This window comes from Aerococcus sp. HMSC10H05 (genome assembly GCF_001806975.1).
GTDB classification, from domain to species: Bacteria; Bacillota; Bacilli; order Lactobacillales; family Aerococcaceae; genus Aerococcus; species Aerococcus viridans_B.
The window spans coordinates 538-19037 of the sequence record NZ_KV786976.1; the positions used below are offsets into that span (position 1 = coordinate 538).

At 37.2% G+C, this 18500-nt stretch carries 17 protein-coding genes and 5 tRNA genes; 19 read left to right on the forward strand and 3 right to left on the reverse strand.

Annotation, left to right across the window (positions count from 1 at the left end; all coding sequences use genetic code 11):
• The first annotated feature begins 64 nt into the window (after positions 1 to 64).
• The 9 genes from HMPREF3116_RS03940 to HMPREF3116_RS03980 all read left to right on the forward strand — a co-directional run bounded on the left by HMPREF3116_RS03940 (position 65) and on the right by HMPREF3116_RS03980 (position 4509).
• Positions 65 to 135: transfer RNA gene (locus tag HMPREF3116_RS03940), tRNA-Trp, on the forward strand.
• A 19-nt stretch (positions 136 to 154) separates the two neighbouring features.
• Positions 155 to 227 (forward strand) — tRNA-His (locus tag HMPREF3116_RS03945).
• A 9-nt stretch (positions 228 to 236) separates the two neighbouring features.
• A tRNA-Gln gene (locus HMPREF3116_RS03950) sits at positions 237 to 308 on the forward strand.
• A 12-nt stretch (positions 309 to 320) separates the two neighbouring features.
• Positions 321 to 391: transfer RNA gene (locus HMPREF3116_RS03955), tRNA-Cys, on the forward strand.
• A gap of 38 nt (positions 392 to 429) precedes the next feature.
• Positions 430 to 513 (forward strand) — tRNA-Leu (locus HMPREF3116_RS03960).
• A gap of 337 nt (positions 514 to 850) precedes the next feature.
• Positions 851 to 1438, forward strand: a complete 588-nt coding sequence (locus HMPREF3116_RS03965) for a chromate transporter (RefSeq protein ID WP_070467892.1) — start codon at positions 851 to 853, stop codon at positions 1436 to 1438.
• The gene (locus tag HMPREF3116_RS03970; RefSeq protein ID WP_070467893.1) at positions 1435 to 2004 is read left to right on the forward strand and encodes a chromate transporter; all 570 of its coding nucleotides are present in this window, start codon (positions 1435 to 1437) and stop codon (positions 2002 to 2004) included. Before HMPREF3116_RS03965 ends, HMPREF3116_RS03970 begins: the two co-directional genes overlap by 4 nt.
• Before the next feature lie 84 nt (positions 2005 to 2088).
• Complete coding sequence (locus HMPREF3116_RS03975) at positions 2089 to 3102, forward strand: LLM class flavin-dependent oxidoreductase (RefSeq protein WP_210382475.1); 1014 nt, start codon at positions 2089 to 2091, stop codon at positions 3100 to 3102.
• 570 nt (positions 3103 to 3672) lie between these two features.
• Positions 3673 to 4509 (forward strand): MetQ/NlpA family ABC transporter substrate-binding protein, encoded by an 837-nt coding sequence (locus HMPREF3116_RS03980; protein WP_070467895.1) that lies wholly within the window; start codon positions 3673 to 3675, stop codon positions 4507 to 4509.
• A 119-nt stretch (positions 4510 to 4628) separates the two neighbouring features.
• On the opposite strand, the gene HMPREF3116_RS03985 is transcribed toward HMPREF3116_RS03980, so the two are convergent.
• Complete coding sequence (locus HMPREF3116_RS03985; protein ID WP_070467896.1) at positions 4629 to 5657, reverse strand: 3-deoxy-7-phosphoheptulonate synthase; 1029 nt, start codon at positions 5655 to 5657, stop codon at positions 4629 to 4631.
• A 182-nt stretch (positions 5658 to 5839) separates the two neighbouring features.
• On the opposite strand from HMPREF3116_RS03985, the gene HMPREF3116_RS03990 reads away from it, so the two are divergent.
• From HMPREF3116_RS03990 to celB, 7 genes are all read left to right on the forward strand, one after another.
• Positions 5840 to 6433, forward strand: coding sequence for a histidine phosphatase family protein (locus HMPREF3116_RS03990; protein ID WP_070467897.1), 594 nt, complete (start codon positions 5840 to 5842; stop codon positions 6431 to 6433).
• A 336-nt stretch (positions 6434 to 6769) separates the two neighbouring features.
• On the forward strand, positions 6770 to 8185 hold the full coding sequence (locus HMPREF3116_RS03995; protein WP_070467898.1) for a glycoside hydrolase family 1 protein: 1416 nt from the start codon (positions 6770 to 6772) through the stop codon (positions 8183 to 8185).
• Positions 8186 to 8204: 19 nt separating this feature from the next.
• The gene (locus HMPREF3116_RS04000; RefSeq protein WP_070467899.1) at positions 8205 to 8909 is read left to right on the forward strand and encodes a GntR family transcriptional regulator; all 705 of its coding nucleotides are present in this window, start codon (positions 8205 to 8207) and stop codon (positions 8907 to 8909) included.
• A gap of 33 nt (positions 8910 to 8942) precedes the next feature.
• A complete protein-coding gene (locus tag HMPREF3116_RS04005) occupies positions 8943 to 9287 on the forward strand; it encodes a PTS cellobiose transporter subunit IIB (RefSeq protein WP_070467900.1) in 345 nt (114 codons plus the stop codon).
• A gap of 16 nt (positions 9288 to 9303) precedes the next feature.
• A complete protein-coding gene (locus tag HMPREF3116_RS04010) occupies positions 9304 to 9621 on the forward strand; it encodes a PTS cellobiose transporter subunit IIA (RefSeq protein ID WP_070467901.1) in 318 nt (105 codons plus the stop codon).
• A gap of 41 nt (positions 9622 to 9662) precedes the next feature.
• Positions 9663 to 10142 carry a hypothetical protein gene (locus HMPREF3116_RS04015; protein ID WP_148129218.1) on the forward strand — a complete coding sequence of 160 codons (480 nt, stop codon included), beginning with the start codon at positions 9663 to 9665 and terminating at the stop codon, positions 10140 to 10142.
• A gap of 35 nt (positions 10143 to 10177) precedes the next feature.
• A complete protein-coding gene (gene celB / locus HMPREF3116_RS04020) occupies positions 10178 to 11569 on the forward strand; it encodes a PTS cellobiose transporter subunit IIC (protein ID WP_070467903.1) in 1392 nt (463 codons plus the stop codon).
• Between the two features lie 72 nt (positions 11570 to 11641).
• Here celB and HMPREF3116_RS04025 read toward each other — a convergent pair whose 3' ends face one another.
• Both HMPREF3116_RS04025 and HMPREF3116_RS04030 read right to left on the reverse strand, forming a co-directional pair.
• Positions 11642 to 12631, reverse strand: coding sequence for an aldo/keto reductase (locus tag HMPREF3116_RS04025; RefSeq protein ID WP_070467904.1), 990 nt, complete (start codon positions 12629 to 12631; stop codon positions 11642 to 11644).
• A gap of 22 nt (positions 12632 to 12653) precedes the next feature.
• Complete coding sequence (locus HMPREF3116_RS04030; RefSeq protein ID WP_070467905.1) at positions 12654 to 13490, reverse strand: Cof-type HAD-IIB family hydrolase; 837 nt, start codon at positions 13488 to 13490, stop codon at positions 12654 to 12656.
• A 178-nt stretch (positions 13491 to 13668) separates the two neighbouring features.
• On the opposite strand from HMPREF3116_RS04030, the gene licT reads away from it, so the two are divergent.
• The 3 genes from licT (at position 13669) to HMPREF3116_RS04045 (ending at position 18343) form a co-directional block, all read left to right on the forward strand.
• Positions 13669 to 14499, forward strand: a complete 831-nt coding sequence (gene licT / locus HMPREF3116_RS04035) for a BglG family transcription antiterminator LicT (protein ID WP_070467906.1) — start codon at positions 13669 to 13671, stop codon at positions 14497 to 14499.
• Positions 14500 to 14905: 406 nt separating this feature from the next.
• A complete protein-coding gene (locus tag HMPREF3116_RS04040; RefSeq protein ID WP_070467907.1) occupies positions 14906 to 16882 on the forward strand; it encodes a beta-glucoside-specific PTS transporter subunit IIABC in 1977 nt (658 codons plus the stop codon).
• An 18-nt stretch (positions 16883 to 16900) separates the two neighbouring features.
• Entirely contained in the window at positions 16901 to 18343 is a 1443-nt protein-coding gene (locus HMPREF3116_RS04045; protein ID WP_070467908.1) for a 6-phospho-beta-glucosidase, read from the forward strand.
• Positions 18344 to 18500 lie beyond the last annotated feature (157 nt).

Consider the following 18500-nt stretch of genomic DNA (forward strand, 5'->3'; position numbering starts at 1 on the left):
GGTTCGAAGGTTCAAATCCTTCTCCCTCCATTTACATTTTTAAACTATGGGATATTACTTGGATAGGGACATAGTTAAACGGTATAACTACGGTCTCCAAAACCGTCATTGTGGGTTCGATTCCTACTGTCCCTGTTTTATTAATATTATTTTGGCGAGTGTGGCGAAGTGGTTAACGCATCGGTTTGTGGCACCGACACTCGTGGGTTCGATTCCCATCACTCGCCCTTTTTTATTGGGATATAGCCAAGCGGTAAGGCAACAGACTTTGACTCTGTCATTCGTTGGTTCGAATCCAGCTATCCCAGTTTTTTATTTATGGCGGTATAGCCAAGTGGTAAGGCATGGCTCTGCAAAAGCTTGATCGCCGGTTCAAATCCGACTACCGCCTTTCACGCTTTTAGGAAGACATGCAAATATGATTGATTTGCCGGTGTGGCGGAATTGGCAGACGCGCTGGACTCAAAATCCTGTGTCCTTACGGACGTGCCGGTTCGACCCCGGCCACCGGTATTAATATAGTGTAAAAGAGTATCAAATAAAACTCTTTATAACTCCTAGAATGTTGTTAAATCAACGTTTTAGGAGTTTTTTTATTTATTACGAATACCAAAAAGAATCAAAGAATTACAAATTATTTGGCTCTTCGTCAAATAAGATTGATGAGCAAATTTCCAAGTAATTATTTGATTACTTGTTTTTTATTTATTATTCATTGTCCCTAATATTTACCTTCCGTACCCAGGCAGCGCTTAGGCTGCTTGCGTAAGTGGCAAAAGTGCTTATTTTATTCATTACTGCTGTATAATGGAAATGATACTTGATAAGCTTTTATTTAGAAGGGAGATTTATGGACAGTAAACATACCGATAGTAAGTTAGCGATCTTACGAAAACTATTTATGTCGACCCTTGTCTTGAGTGCTTTCACATTTGGTGGTGGTTATGTCATTATCACTTTGATGCGTAAAACTTTTGTGGAGGATCTAGGGTGGATTGAGAAAGACGAGATGTTAGATTTAGTGGCAATTGCGCAGTCAGCACCAGGTGCGATAGCGGTGAATGGTGCCATTGTCATTGGGTATAAATTAGCTGGTTTATTAGGTGTATTAACGGCAGTCATTGCAACCATTATTCCTCCGTTTACGATCATTACTTTGATTTCTTTCTTTTATGATGCTTTTAGATCGAACGTCTGGATTTCTTTGCTACTAGAAGGAATGCAAGCTGGAGTGGCAGCAGTTATAGTAGCGGTAGTGCTTCAAATGGGTAAAGAAGTGACAGATACAAAAAATCCATTACTCATCACAGCAATGTTAGTTGCTTTTGTTGCCAATTATTTCTTCAATGTGAATGTAATTTTAATTATTTTTGTTGCAGCAACTTTAGGTATTGGTAAATACTTACTTGACCGGCATATGGGAGGTAAAAAAGTATGATCTATTTGCAGCTATTTTGGTCTTTTTTAAAGGTTGGCGCTTTTAGTTTTGGTGGCGGTTATGCAGCTTTACCATTAATTCAAGATGAGATTGTGACCAATCATCAATGGTTGACTCAGCAAGAATTTACAGACTTAATTACTATTTCTCAAATGACGCCAGGGCCGATTGCAATTAACTCTGCAACCTTTGTAGGTAATCAAATTGCGGGGGTTCCCGGAGGTATTGCAGCGACGCTTGGTTCAGTCTTCCCTTCGATTATTCTGGTAACGCTTTTAGCTTATGTCTATATGAAATATCGTAATTTAGCTTCACTACAGTATGTGTTAAAGGCGCTACGACCAGTAGTTGTCGCTATGATAGCAACCGCAGGGATGTCTATTTTAGTGACAAGTTTTTGGGGAGATCAAGTTATTGGCATCCAGACGGTCAACATTATTGCGGTCATTATTTTTGTGATATGTCTTACTTTATTATTTAAAACGAAGTGGGATCCGGTAATGGTGATGATGTTGGCAGGTGTTCTGAATGTTGTGGCTTATTTAGCCAAAGGATTAGCCGTTTAATTAAAGTCAGGATTAGTCAAGGCATATTTCTTTCTAGTTTAGGATGCATCGGCTATAATAATAGGGAGTATAAGAATAGAGAGGATGCTTTATGTGGAATTAGGGGTACACGATTTAGTAACGATAAATAAAGGGGAATCTGCAGAAGGTGCAATTGAACGCACAATGCGATTTGTTCAAGAGATTGAGAAATTAAATTATAACCGGTACTGGTTTGCAGAACATCATAACATGTCTAGTTTAGCCTCTGTATCACCAGAAATGCTAGTTGCTTATGCTGCAGCGAAAACTAACCGTATACATTTAGGTACGGGCGGCACAATGATTATGCATTATTCTCCTTTAAAAATAGCAGAGAACTTCAAGACATTGACCGCTTTAGCTCCAGGTCGAATTGATATTGGGCTAGGTAGAGCGCCGGGATCTGGTCCGGATGAGATTAAGGCATTAGCTGAAGGGCGTCCGCAAACCTTTACAGATATGTACGATAAAATCCAAGTGATTTTAGATTATCTGGCAGACAAGCAAGCACCTGATTTTTATGGAAAGGTACGGGCTATGCCCCAAAATCTGAAACATCTAACGGAACCTTGGATGCTAGGGTCTTCTGGACAATCAGCATTGGTGACGGCACAAATGGGCTTGGGTTATGCCTTTGCGAAATTTTTTGGTATTGAAACGGATCCGGACGTTTTTAAATTGTACCGGGACCGGTTTGAGCCGAGTGCATTTTTCCAAAAACCCAAGGTCATGGTGTCTTATATGATCATTGTGGGCGAAACAGATGAGGAAGCAGATTATTTAGCTAAGCCCATTGAATTGGTGCAAATGGGGATTCGAACTGGTCAACTTATTCCGAATATGACCCCTGAAGAAGCCAAAGACTATAGTTTAGGAGCAGGCGCACAAGCTATATTGGATGATTATCTAACTAAGCGATTTATTATTAAGGGATCAAAAGAAACGGTAAAAGCTATTTTAGATGATGAAATTGAAAGCTTAGGTATCGATGAAATCTTAGTTTACGCGCCGATTTTTGATGAAGACAAGCGACTACAACCATACCGTTATTTAGCGGAGATGTTTGATAAAATTTAATTCGTTATACTTGAGGGGAACTATCGTTGGATAGTTCCCTTTTTAAATGAGATGATAGGCAAAAATGTATTAACTATTTGTTTAAAAAGATTACAATTAGCTAAATGTTTTATTTACATAGTGAAACGATTTAGAAAAATAAAATTATCGTGATAGGTTTCACCGATTATAATTGATATAAATCCCAAAGCTCTCTAATATTGACAGGTTTAGTTGATTTAGATAATATTTAAATAGATATTACCGAAGATGGGATAAGTAAATAGGCATCAATTTAAGAGAGGTTTCGTTTGGTGAAAGAAACTATTGATAAGCATTGAAGATGGTCCTTGAGGTTAAAGTGATTCGAGTGTTTTTGATATAAAAAATCATAAGATGAACTCGTGTGGCGCCGTTATCTGCTAGCCCTATTTTATATTCTTAATATGATGTGGGGATAAGGGAAAGAAGTTCTTTCTGAATTAAGGTGGTACCACGTGAAATGCGTCCTTAGTCGAGATAGCTAGTTTAGCTGTTTGGACTAAGGACTTTTTTGTTAAAAAATTAGGAAAATGAAAAGAGGAAATAATTATGAAAAAATTGGTTAAATTAATTGGGTTTACTTTAGGTTCTTCATTGCTTTTAGCAGCATGTGGTAGTGGGGCAGATAGCACAGTAAAAGTTGGCCTTGTAGGTGATGATACAACAGTTTGGGATAGCGTTGCTGAACGAGCTAAAGAAGAATACGATATTGATATTGAGTTGGTTAAATTTAATGACTATAACACACCCAATGACGCATTAGCAGACGGTTCAGTTGATTTGAATTCATTTCAAACGATTATTTTTATGAATAATTATGAGGAAGCCTCTGGTAATGATTTCACACCAATTGGTAATACAATCATTACACCACTAGGGATTCATTCAAAGAAACATGACACTATTGAAGAAATTAGTGAAGGTCAATCAGTTGCCATACCAAATGATGTTACTAATGGAGGTCGCGCATTAAATTTACTACAAGAGGCTGGTTTTATTACGCTTGATGAAGAAGCCTCGGCTTCATTCACCCCAACAGTTGATGATATTACAGAGAATCCGTATAATTTAGATATTCAAGAAGTTGATGCAGCACAAACTGCCCGTTCAGTTAGCGATGTGGACTTCTCAGTTATTAATGGTGGTTATGCAGTAGATGCAGGTTATTATCCAAAAGAGGATGCTCTATTCTTAGAGCCAAATTCTGAATCAGCACAACAATACATTAATGTAATTGCTGCTAGAACAGATGAAGCTGATAATGAAACATTTAAACAGATTGTAGAAATTTATCAAACAGAAGAAACAGCAGCCTTAATTGAGGAAGTATATCACGGAGGTCAAGTGCCTGCTTGGGATGACTATGGTTTTGCACCAGTTGAATAATACTCGACCTGATCTCAGTTATATTAAAGTATTCATCAGTTTACGAATTTAATCAAAAAAACGAGCTACCTGAATTAAAAAAATCATGAGCTCGTTTTTTGAGTTATTATGATATCATTTTAAACATTTTCTGCGATATAACGCACTAATTCTGCTGATTTTTCCCAACCTAGACATGGATCAGTAATAGATTGGCCAAATACGTCCCCGCCTGGTTCTTGGCGGCCATCTTGTAAGTAAGATTCAATCATGAATCCACGAACATAAGATTTAATGTCTTCATTCCATTGACGGTTTTGTAAAACTTCTTGAACAATTCTAATTTGGTCTAAATGATTCTTACCTGAGTTATCATGATTGGTATCAATTACAACAAATGGGTTTTTGTAGTCTTCTTTTTTGTAGTAATTAATTGTCTTCACTAGATCTTCATAGTGGTAGTTCGGTACAACTTCTTTATTCTCAAGCGTACCACCACGCAAGATAATATGGGCAAAAGTATTACCACTTGTTAAGACTTCTTGACCTGAGTACATTAGCTCTTGAGGTTTTTGTGCTGCATGCAAGGCATTAAAAGTCACAGTAAGGTTACCAGACGTTGGATTCTTTAAACCAACAGGGCAGTCTAAACCAGAAGCAACGAAACGGTGTTGTTGGTTTTCTACAGAACGGGCACCTACAGCGTGATAAGAAACTAAATCTTCTACAAATTGTAAGTTATCTGGGTACAGCATTTCGTCAGCAGTAGTCATACCTGTTTCAGTAATGACACGACGATGCATGTTGCGAACAGCTTTCATTCCACGAATTAAGCTTGTTTCACCAGTTGGATCTTGTTGGTGTAATAGGCCTTTATATCCGTCACCATTTGTACGAGGTTTATTCGTATATACACGTTGTACAATAAAGACTTTATCTTTCACTTCTTCTTGTAACTTTGCTAAACGGTGTGCATATTCGACAACTGCCTCTTCATTGTCAGCGGAACATGGTCCCATGATTAATAGAAAACGATCATCCTCACCAGACATAATTGCCTGCAATTCTTTATCGCGTGCTTCCTTAATCGCATTCTCTTCATCAGTTAATTTCGCATGTGATTTAATCGCATCGAAATCAACAGTTTCACTTATTGGTTTAAAGCTCATCATATACCCTCCTGTAATCATAGCTCTGAGTATATTCTAACAAAATTGTAATAAAATAGCATTTTTAATCAGCAAATACTTGTATATTCTAATGAATAGTCCTAGTTAAATTATTTGAAAATGCTTTCTTTTTGAATTATGATCATGGCATCGAGGAAAATCAATAGAGGAGAGTGAATCTAATGACAACAAGAATTTATATGATGCGCCATGGGCAAACTCTATTCAATGTCTTACATAAGATACAAGGTGGGTCAGACTCCCCACTAACTGCCAAAGGTATTCGGCAAGCAGAAATTGCGCGTGATCATTTTGAACGTGAAGGGATTACTTTTGATGTAGCTTACGCATCAACATCAGAACGTGCCAGTGATACATTAGAGATTATTTTAGGACAAAATAAAGGTTATCACCGTTTAAAATCACTTAAAGAATGGAACTTTGGTACATTTGAGGCAGAATCAGAACACTTAAATCCTCCTTTACCATATGGTGATTTCTTTGCGGGTTATCAAGGTGAAAGAGAAGCAGATGTTAGAAATCGAATTAGTAAAGCAGTTAAAAACATTGCGGACAACCATCCTGACCAAACGATATTAATTGTTAGTCACGGTGGGGCAATCGCACAATTCTTTAAAGATAAAACCAATTTTGAAGGCTCTATTTCAAAAGACATTGGTTTTACTAACTGTTCAGCACTTATATTTGATTATCAAGATGGTGAATTTGAATATAAAGATGTGTTAAACCATGATTATAGCCAGCTGTCTGATTAATCGTCTTGGAAAAGGGAAGATGAGAAAAAATCGTTTAGAATTGACGTACTGGACCAAAGCCGAACAATCACGACATATTATTGGCGCATTTTGGGAAGTATCGGACCTTTTTGACTTGTAAAATCCAATGATAAATATTGATATATAACAAAGAGTTACTTAGGGGCATATTTTTTTGAAAAATGTAAGCGATTTCTATTGACTGAATCATTTTATACCCTTATAATTATTTTCGAAGATGACAATTCGTTTGTTTGTGTAGATAGAATTATTGAGGTTATATTTTTTTCTTAATATTTGTAAGCGGTGTCATCAAAAAAGTTAGGAGATGGGTGAATGAATAATAATCGTATGCAGTTTCCAGAATCGTTCTTTTGGGGGGCATCAACGTCTGCGTATCAAGTTGAAGGCGCAAGTTTAACAAACGGTAAGGGCCCTTCTAGTCAGGATACAAAGGAGTTACCTGAAGGGACAGCTGACTTAACGGTTTCAGTTGACCACTATCATAAGTTTAAAGAAGATATTGCTTTGATGGCAGAAATGGGCTTTAAATCATATCGCTTTTCAATTTCTTGGTCGCGGGTAATACCTGAAGGTACTGGGCAAGTGAATCAGGAAGGATTAGACTTTTATTCAGATTTAATTGATGAATGTTTAAAATATGATATTGAACCAATTGTTACTATGTTCCATTTCGATATGCCAGCAGCTTTAGATGAACGTGGCTCTTGGGGGAATCGAGATTCGGTTGAATGGTTTGTTGACTATGCTAAATTGCTCTTTGATCACTATGGTGATCGAGTGAAATACTGGTTAACAATTAACGAACAAAATATGTTAACACTAGTAGGGAATGTAATTGGAACTTTACGCATTCCTGAAGGTACTGAGAATGTAACCAAAGAAATTTATCAACAAAATCATCATATGTTAGTAGCCCAAGCAAAAGTGATGGAAATCTGTCATCAGGTATTACCAGAAGCGAAAATTGCGCCAGCGCCAAATATTGCTATTGCTTATGCAGCCAGTATGAATCCAGAAGATAATCTAGCAGCACAAAATGCAAACGCTATCAGAAACTGGTTGTATCTAGATATGGCAGTTTATGGTAAATATAATAATTTGGTATGGACTTGGTTAGAGAAACAAGATGCCTTACCAGATATAGTAGAGGGTGATTTGGAATCTTTAGCGAATGCCAAACCAGACTTCTTAGGCATTAATTATTACAATACATTAACGGTTAAAGCTTATGAAGCACCGGAATCAGGAGAAGTAGCCTTTAAGAGCCAACAAGAAAATTCTGGTTTAGAGGATATGTTTCTTGGTGTAGATAACGACTTTTTACCTAAAACAGAATTTGGTTGGGAAATTGATCCGATTGGCTTTAGAGCCACTCTTAGAGAAATATACTCCCGCTACCATCTACCAATTCTTATTACGGAAAATGGTTTAGGGGCTTATGATGAATTAACTGAAGATGGCAAGATTCATGATGAATACCGAATTAACTATTTACGTACACATATTGAACAAATGAAATTAGCTATTGGTGATGGTGTAGAGATGTTAGGTTACAATCCTTGGTCAGCGATTGATTTAATTTCAACGCACGAAGGTATTCGTAAACGTTATGGTTTCATTTATGTTGACCGTGATGATGAACAGCTAGGAACGCTAACTCGTTACAGAAAAGATTCATTCTTCTGGTATCAAGGGGTCATTGCAAACAACGGTAGTGATTTAAGTTAAATCATGAGGAGGTGGTTTCATGGTCAAATATAAAAAGATAGCGCAAGAAATCACCAACTATATTTTGGATAATAAATTAAAACGACATGACAAATTGCCAGTGATTGATGAATTGGTGGTTGATTTTAACGCTAGTAAATCGACAATTATTAAAGCGTTAGATATTCTAGAAGCTAAAGGTCAAATCTATCAAGTCCAGGGGTCAGGGATATTTGTAAGAGATGTTTATATCCCTGGAAAAATCAATTTAAATCGCCCAGAAGGATTGTCAAGGACGCTCCTCGATGAGACGATCGTTAGTCGAGTTGTCAAAGTTGAGTTGATTAAACCGGATGCGACTATCCAAGAATACCTTGAATGTGAACCAAATGAAGATATTTATATGGTACAGAGGACTCGCTATATTAAAGGAAAAATTCATTCTTTTGAGACATCTTATTTAAGAAAGAAATATGTCAGGTATATGAATGAGCAGATTGCTCGCGGATCAATTTTTACCTATTTGGAAGATAATTTAGATTTAAAGCCTAGCTTCTCTAATGCTTTCTTTCAAGTCAAGCAAATAGGAGATGAAGTTGGTAGATTTCTGAATGAACCTGCTGATAATTATGGTTTAGAGTTGATCAACCAGTTCTTCCTATCTAATGGTGCCATATTCGATTACAGCATTTTATGGTATAGCTCAAAACATGCACAATTTTTTGTGCCGTCAAATTTTTACTAAATTAAATAATACAAATTTATTGGAGGAATTATTATGAAAAAAGCACTAATTATTTGTAACGCAGGGATGTCATCATCATTAATGGCTAAGAAAGCCACTGACTTCTTTAAAGGTAAAAATGTTCCAATCGAATTAGATGCAACTACAGTAAGTAAGTCATCAGAATTCTTTAAAAAAGGTGAATTCGATTTATATTTAGTTTCACCACAAATTAAAATGTACTATGATCAAATTGCCAAAGAAGCAGAAGCATCTAATAAATTAGTTGCGAATATCCCGCCACAAGCTTATATCCCAACAGGAGATGGGGTATCTAATTTAGCCAAATTGACTTTCACCGAATTGAAGCCTTTGTTGCAAGCTGAAAAGAATGGTTAAGAGAGGAGGATAAAGAATGGAATCATCAGAAATTCAAACAATTGCATTTACAATTATTCTACACGCTGGGAACGGCCGGACCTTAGTTCATGAAAGTTTCCCATTAATGCGTGCAGGTAAGTATGAAGAAGCAGAGGCCAAATTACAAGAAGCAAATGATGCATTAGTTGAAGCGCATAATGCGCAAACTGACTTATTACATCAATATGCGAACGGTGAAGATATCAATATGGAAATTATTATGGTTCATGCCCAAGATCATTTGATGACTTCAACCACTTTACGTGAAATGGCAGTAGAAATGTTAGAAATGTATAAAGTACTTAAAGGGTAGCTAGAGAAAGGAATGCGGTTAACGTGGTAAGAAGTAAAGAAGTGCAACAACAAGAAAAAGAATTGGCTTTGCGGAACTTTAAGTTTAATCGTTTCTTATTTATTCGTTATGCTTTAGCCTTTAGTGTTATTGCCAATTTATATTGGCTGTTTATGAATCTATTTACACAAGTTTCATCAGTTGTTCTGCCAGCTATTATGGTAATAATTGGGGGAATGGCCGCATTTGAATATTTACGACTGTATTGGACACATGACAATACATTGAAATTTTCAAAAATATATTTTCAAGTGCAGCTTGTTTTAAGCGTATTACTATTTTTTACAACTTTTAGCGAAACCGTATTCAACTATCTATATCCTTTTTTAGGAATGTCAGATGAAGCTATATTACTTGTTTACATTATCCTGGGAGTGGGGTTAGTGGTAGCAGGCATATCTTTATTCAAAATTCAACGAATTGCTAAGAATAAAGATAAGAAATATCAATATATTCAACGATATGAAAAATACACATATTAAATGATGAAAAAAATTGAAGAAAAGAGTTGTTGAACATGTCTGAAGAAAATAAATCTACTGGAGCTTTTGGCTTCTTAGAAAAATATATTATGAACCCCTTAGGTAAATTGGCGACAACTAAATTTGTCCGTGCCATTATGAATACGGGTATTGCCGTTATTCCATTTACCATTGTTGGGTCTATGTTCTTGGTATTAAACGTATTACCAACAGCTGTTCCAGCGCTGCAAGGTATTTATGACGCAACGATCGGTAACTTTACAGAGTTATACATGTTAGCCAATACAGCCACTATGGGTGTTTTATCCCTATACTTCTCGATTGTCCTAGGTTATGAATTTACAAAAGTTTACGTTGATGATGAAGGGTTAGATATGAACCCAGTTAACGGTGCTTTATTATCACTATTTGCATTCTTGATGGCTATCCCACAATTGGTTTGGCAAGATGGTGCAATGGTTCGTACAACTGAAATCACTGATGCATCAACTATTATCAATGGTTGGGCAATGGGTGGTGACGGGGTAACTCGTTTTGGTACGATTGGTATTTTTACAGCGATCATCATGGGTGTACTTGCTGTGCAATTATACCGTCTATGTATTGTAAACAACTGGGTTATTAAAATGCCAGATGCAGTACCACAAGGGGTTGCAAACTCATTTACAGCCTTAGTACCAACATTTGTTATTGCTTTTACTGTTATTATCTTAAACGGTGCCTTAGTAATGTTTGGTACTGACTTGTTCCAATTAATTCAAGCGCCATTTGGTTTCGTAACACAAATTACGGGTACTTATGTTGGGGTATTGGTTATCGTATTCTTAATCCATGCTTTATGGAGTGTTGGGATTCACGGTTCTACCATTATCACTTCTCTAGTTAACCCAATCTTATTAGCAAATATGGCAGAAAACGCTGCTGGTGCAGACCACGTATTAGCAGGTGAGTTCTGGAATGGATATGTTATTGTCGGTGGGGCGGGTGCTACATTAGGTCTAACAGTATTCTTAGCCTTCTTCGCTCGTTCAGAACAATTGAAAGCCTTAGGTAAAACGGCCATCGTTCCAGCATTATTTAACATTAACGAACCGATTATCTTCGGGGTGCCAATGATCTATAACCCATCAATGTTCTTACCATTTATTGGTGCACCAATGGTTGCAGCAACAATTGCTTACTTTGCAACAGCATTAGACTTTGTAAAACCTATTATTGCGCAACAACCATGGCCAATGCCTGTTGGTATCGGTGCCTTTATTGGGACAGCAGACTGGCGTGCGATTATATTATCATTTGTCTGTGTATTAGCAGCCTTTGCTGTTTACTACCCATTCATTACAAAATACGACAAGACTTTATTATTAGAAGAACAAGCACGTGAGGAAGCAGCAGAAGCTGAGGACGATGACTTCTTTACTTTCTAAGATCTAAATATAATATCATAACAATATAAAAAGGTGATTGCGCCAAGCGCAATCACCTTTTTGACTTTGATTTTAATGGTTATCAGCCATTACACCTACCAGTGGGTGAGGGGGATACAATTCTTCTAAATATTGAATTTCTTCAGCGGATAAAGTGAGGTCAACAGCAGCAACTGCACCATCAATATGGTGAACCTTTGTTGCGCCAACCACTGGAGCAGTCACCTTAGTCAATAGCCAGGCTAATGATATTTCAGTCATAGTAACATGGTGTTTTTCAGCCAATTCATGGACACGTAAGATAATAGCATGGTCTTGATCAGCTGTGTTTTGGTACTTACTTTTCGCATAATTGTCTAGATTCATTCGACGGCTTGCGTTATCACCTGGTAACCTAGATAATCGACCAGAAGCTAAAGCAGAGTATGGTGTAAGGGCAATGTTATTTTCATCAGCAAACCGATTCATTTCTCGTTCTTCTTCTCGGAAGATGAGATTGTAGTGACCTTGTATAGAAATAAATTCGGTTAGATTGTTAGCACGAGCATATGCGTTGGCAGTAGCGATTTGATAGGCATAAGCATTAGAAATGCCGATATATCTCGTTTTTCCAGCTTTAACCATAGCATCTAAAGCATGCATAATATCTGTCATTGGTGTGTGGTAGTCCCACATATGATAAATATAGAGGTCAACATAGTCCATACCTAGATTAGTTAAACTGGTATTTAGTGATTGCTCGATATGTTGATGGGCACTTACTTGATTGTGGCGTTCTTCTTCACTTCGAGGGAGAAATTTAGTGGCTACGACGATATCTTGCCGATTTGCCAGCTGCTTAAGAGCCTTGCCGACATATTGCTCACTTGTTCCACCTTGGTAAGCAATAGCTGTATCAAAAAAGTTGATGCCTTGATCTAGTGCGTGACTGATAATAGCAGTAGTGTCTTCTTGGTTTAAAGTCCAAGCGTGTCCTCCCTTTTCTGGATCGCCAAAACCCATACAGCCTAAACAAATCCGAGAAACAGATAAATCTGAATTACCTAATTGGACATATTTCATGACAAATCACTCCTCAATAAAGTTAGATTAAGTTAAAGTGCTTAAATGCATTATATAAGCCATCGTCTTCTACAGCATCGGTGATATAATCAGCAACAGCTTTAATCTCATCGCCGCCATTTCCCATAGCAACACCTGTCTCACAAATATTAAACATGGGAATATCAATTTTGGCATCTCCAAAAGCGAAAGTATCTTTGACATCGATATTTTCATGGGCTAATAAATCCTTAATAGCTGTTTCTTTAGTAATATTGGCTAAAGCTACATCACCAAAGAGGGCATGTTCGCCGCGACCACCCCAAGTTCCCACTTGATAATCAGGAAAAGCCTCTTTGGCATCAAGGTAATCTTGGTATGATTCCAAAATAAAGGAAATCTTGTTAATATCATCACGGTAAAGATCTTGATCAAATAACATTTCAGGGAATGCAGATTCGACTGAAACGTCATGAGGATTACGATTACCTTTGTAAGCTACATAATCTTGTACGGTTTGGCGACCGCGTTCTCTAAATCCGCTTGACCCGTATAAGCCAGAATTTGCTTCTAAGTAAAATTCTAAGTTGCGTTCTAACAACCAATCAACAATTCTACGGGTTTCTTCACCAGTAAGGTGTTTATGGTAAATAATCTCTCCATCTACTTCAATATAATTACCGTTTCCACCTACATAACCATCAAATCCAATATCTAAAATTTCTTTATACATTTCGGCTTTTGAGCGACCGGTGACTGTAAAAACTTTGTGGCCGTTCGCTTGGGCCTGATGAATGGCTTCTACAGCTGAATCAGGTAAAATGTTCTCGTAACTTACTAAGGTACCATCTACATCTAGAAAAATATACTTACTTGTCATTAATTAGGCTCCTTTTAATGAAATAAAACGTTTTCATATATAACACTTATATAATAATCGAAGATATTAAGAGATGTCAAATTGTATGGTTCTAATTATTTAAGTCAGTATAAGTTGAAAAAGAAACCGGTAACATGCTATATTATTTTCAATAGGAAAAGCGTTCGGGGGTGTCAGCGTGCAAATCGTGCGAATATTCAATAACAATGCTGTATTAGCGCTAGATGAAGAGGGTGATGAAGTTGTCGCAATGGGTAAGGGGTTAGGCTTTAGTCAGCGGATAGGGAATTTGGTTGACCAAAATAAAATTGAAAAAATTTTTAAAGAAAATGCTGTAGATATTCCTGTCGAAGAATTATTTGTTACCTTATCTACGCCTGAAATTGATAGCCTGTTAGCAATTATTGACCTAGCAACTACCGAACTTGGGGAAAAATATCAAGCAAATCTTTATATTACTTTGGCTGACCATATTCATTTTGCCTTGGAACGATTTGAAAAAGGGCTTGTCATTACCAATCCACTTGCTTGGAATATTCGACGACTTTTTCCGGATGAATATGCTATTGGCTATCAGGCCTTAGATATTATTGAGAACTATCTTCGTGTGCGCTTACCCAATGATGAAGCATCGTCTATTGCCTTACATTTAGTGAATGCACGGATGAACCAAGGTCAGATGAACCAAACTATGGAAGTCGTCAAGATTGTGCGAGGTATTCTAGAAGTAGTGACACTTTTTTTCGGCAAAAAGTTTGATACGGAGTCAATTGCCTATAATCGCTTTATGACCCATCTGCAGTATTTTGCCTTGAGGGTTATTCAAGGAGAAGCGCAAAATGGTTCAGGGCAGTTTTTATATGATCAAGTAAAGGAAAATTACCCTAAAGCGACGGCTTGTGCGGAAAAGGTTGATGATTATATTCAACATCAATATGCCTACAGAATTACGGCTGAAGAGAAGTCATATTTAGCGATCCATATAAACCGTTTAATTGAATCCAACTAATATAAGAAAATATAACGATGTTGAGAAGCATGGTCTTATTTCATATCAGAAGATGAAGAATTGTAGGGCAAAGAAGTAACAGTTATTTGCGGATAAAATGATCATAGCAGAAGTTTGGTAATTACTGCGGGAGTTCAAGTATCTTTTGCAAATTGAATCAAGTGATAGATCAAGTGTAATAAAATGCTAAATATTGAATGTCTTTTGAAAAAGTATTTGCTTTATATAAATGAACGTGATATTATGATGGTGTATTAAGCGCTTACAAAAGAATATACATTCCACTATGGATTGTTACTGATTAGCAGGCAAAACCTAAATGGAAACATAGTAAAGGGGAGACTCTTTATTTCGCTATGTTTTTGTTTGGGTTTTTTTGTGTAAAAAATGAAAAGAGGGATTAGAAATGGCAATAAAAGATTATAAAGCTTTAGCAAACGATATTGTTAAAAATGTCGGTGGTGAAGAGAATGTTAATGGGTTGCGTCATTGTGTTACGCGTTTACGGTTTAATTTAAAGGATGAATCAAAGGCAGATACAGATACCATTAAGCAATTAGATGGCGTTGTGACTGTTATGAAAGCATCTGGCCAGTATCAAGTTGTCATTGGTAATGAAGTTTCCAATGTGTATGAAGCCATTGTAGCGTCAACTAATTTAGGTGGGGATGAATCTAATGGTCAAGATGAACCGGAAAAAGATGACCGTAAGTTAGTTGACAAAGCCATTGACTTTATTTCAGGTGTTTTCCAACCGTTCTTGATGCCTCTTGCGGCAACAGGGATGATCAAAGGTATTGTAGCGATATTGGGAACGATGGGCTTAAATGCTGGAAACAGTGGTTTATATCTCTTACTTCAAGCAGCTGGAGATGCCTTCTTCCAGTACCTACCAGTGATGGTTGCAGTGACTACAGCTAGAAAGCTGAAGATGAATGTCTTTACAGCCTTAGCAATTGCAGTTGCTTTCTTACATCCAGCACTTTCAGCATCAATGCAAAATGATGTGTTATATACGTTATTTGAGGGGACACCATTTGCTTCAGATATTTATTCAACAGTCTTTGGCTTACCATTGATCTTACCTTCAAATGGTTACTTCTCAGCGATTATTCCAATTATTTTAGCGGTTTGGTTAGGCGCTCGATTAGAAAAATGGTTCAAGAAACGGATTCCATCAACAGTGAATTCATTTTTAACCCCATTCTTTACGATTATGATTGCTGTACCGATTGCTTTAATGGTTGTTGGACCAATTGCGACATGGGCAGCTAGCCTGATTGGTGTATTCTTTACTTGGTTGCAAGGTGTATCACCTTTAGTATTCGGTGCGTTACTTGCTGCTTCTTGGCAGTTATTAGTCATCTTTGGATTGCACTGGGGGATTATTCCAATTTCATACTTATTATTAGCTGAAACAGGGTTAAACCCACTTGGACCACTAATGCAAATTTCAACATTTGGTGTGCTAGGTGTCTTAATTGCTATGTTAGTTAAAGGCAAAGAGAAGAAGTTAAAAGATATTGCCATTCCAGGTACAATTTCAACTCTATTCGGCGTTACTGAACCTGTTATCTACGGAATCATGATTCCATTAAGAAAGCCATTTGTTTATGCAATCATAGCGAATATTTTTGCTGGTGCGTATGCTGGTGCGACAGCAACTACAGCGTATCGTACAGGTGGATTAGGTATTTTTAGCTTGATGAACATGATTGATAATGAAGGAAACCTTGGCGCAAACTTTTGGAATGTTGTGATTTCATACGCCATTGCGGTAGCCATTGGTTTTATTTTACAAATGGTATTTCCAGTAAATCGCTTAGCAGAAGAATTGCCAAATGAAACGCTAACCTCTGATCCATTAAAAGGTGAGACTGCTAGTACTGAAGGTGCTGTATCCGATGCGGAAATGGCAGTATCTGCTAAAGAAGAAATTATTGCTAGCCCATTAGTCGGTGACATTTTACCATTATCAGCTGTTGCAGATGAAGTGTTTGCTAGTGGTGCTTTAGGTAAAGGGGTAGCTATTCAACCAAGTGAGGGCAAGGTCCTTGCGCCAGCTAACGGAACAGTTTCTGTACTTTTCAAAACTGGACATGCTGTTGGTATTACGACAGATACTGGCGTAGAATTATTGATTCATATCGGCTTAGATACTGTGAATTTAGATGGTCGCGGCTACACTATTCATGTGGAAGAAGGACAGAAAGTATCTGCTGGAGATTTGCTTGTCGAGTTTGAAATCGGTACCATTAATGAGACTGGTTATGATACGATAACACCTGTAATAGTAACCAATACGGATAACTTTACAGATGTTTTAACCACAACAGCACCAGCTGTTGCTGAAAATGATTATTTATTCACGATTGTGAAATAAAAGAAAAGGAGTATGAATATGTCTAGAGAATTATCTAAAGATTTCTTATGGGGTGGCGCTACTGCCGCTAATCAATTAGAGGGTGGCTACCTTGAAGGGGGTAAGGGGTTAACAAGTGTTGACCTAATACCTCATGGTGAACAACGATTTGCTGTAACAGCCGGTGAACTGCATTATTCTGAAGTGGCAGAAGGGTCACACTTCCCATCACATGAAGCCATCGACTTCTACCACCACTATAAGGAAGATATTGCCTTATTTGCTGAAATGGGCATGAAATCTTACCGTTTCTCAATGGCTTGGTCCCGCATTTTTCCTACAGGTTTTGAATCAGAACCAAACGAAGAAGGACTAAAATTCTATGAAGCTGTTATCGATGAACTGTTAAAATATGGTATTGAGCCGGTCGTAACAATCAATCACTTTGATGTACCAAAAACATTAATCGATGAGTTGGGTTCATGGCGTGACCGTAGAATGGTTGATTTATTCGTGAATTATGCAACAGCTTTATTTAACCGTTATAAAGGTAAAGTAAAATACTGGATTTCTTTCAATGAAATTAATATGTTGCTACATTTACCATTTATGGGTGCAGGGATTTACTTAGGCGACTTAAGCGAAGCAGAACGGACACAAGTGTTGTATACAGCAGCACATCATGAATTATTAGCGAGTGCCAAAATAACAAAAGTACTTCGTGAAATTGATCCCGAAGCTAAAATGGGTTCAATGCTAGCAGCTGGGGAATACTATCCTTACTCATCTAACCCAGAGGATGTTTGGGCAGCCAACTTGAGTAACCGTGATAACTACTTCTTCATTGATGTTCAAGCGGGTGGAGAATACCCAGAATGGGCAAAAATCATGTTTGAAAATGAAGGAATTGATATTAGGATTACGGCTGAAGATGAAGAAATCTTGCGAGAAAATACCGTAGATTACATTACTTTCTCTTATTACTCAAGTCGTGTATCAAAAGCTGAAATCTCTTCTGATGATATGGTAACAGGGAACGCTTTTAAAGGTGTGAAGAACCCTTACTTAAAAGAATCTGAATGGGGCTGGGCAATTGACCCATTAGGTTTACGTACAACAATGAATGCATTATGGGACCGTTACCGTAAACCATTATTTATTGTAGAAAATGGTCTAGGTGCTGTAGACAAAGTTGAAGCTGACGGTTCAATCAACGACGATTATCGTATTGAATATTTAAAAGCACATATCAATACATTTATGGATGCTGTTGAAGAAGATGGCATTCCATTATGGGGCTATACACCATGGGGGATTATCGACTTAGTATCAGCAGGTACTGGTGAGATGTCTAAACGTTATGGGTTAATTTATGTTGACCGCCAAGATGATGGTAGTGGTGACTTACACCGTTCTAAGAAGAAATCATTCGACTGGTATAAAGAAGTTATTGAAACAAATGGGCAAGCAGCACGCTCCTAATCCGAATTTGCTGATTTGAATTTAAAGTCACTCTTTTACGAGAGTGGCTTTTTTCAATTATATGGAACAAATTTTGTCCAAAGACAAATTGTTTTCACTGAAAAGAGCGAGAATATCATGATTTTCTATCCACACAACTTTGTTTATTTATGTTTTT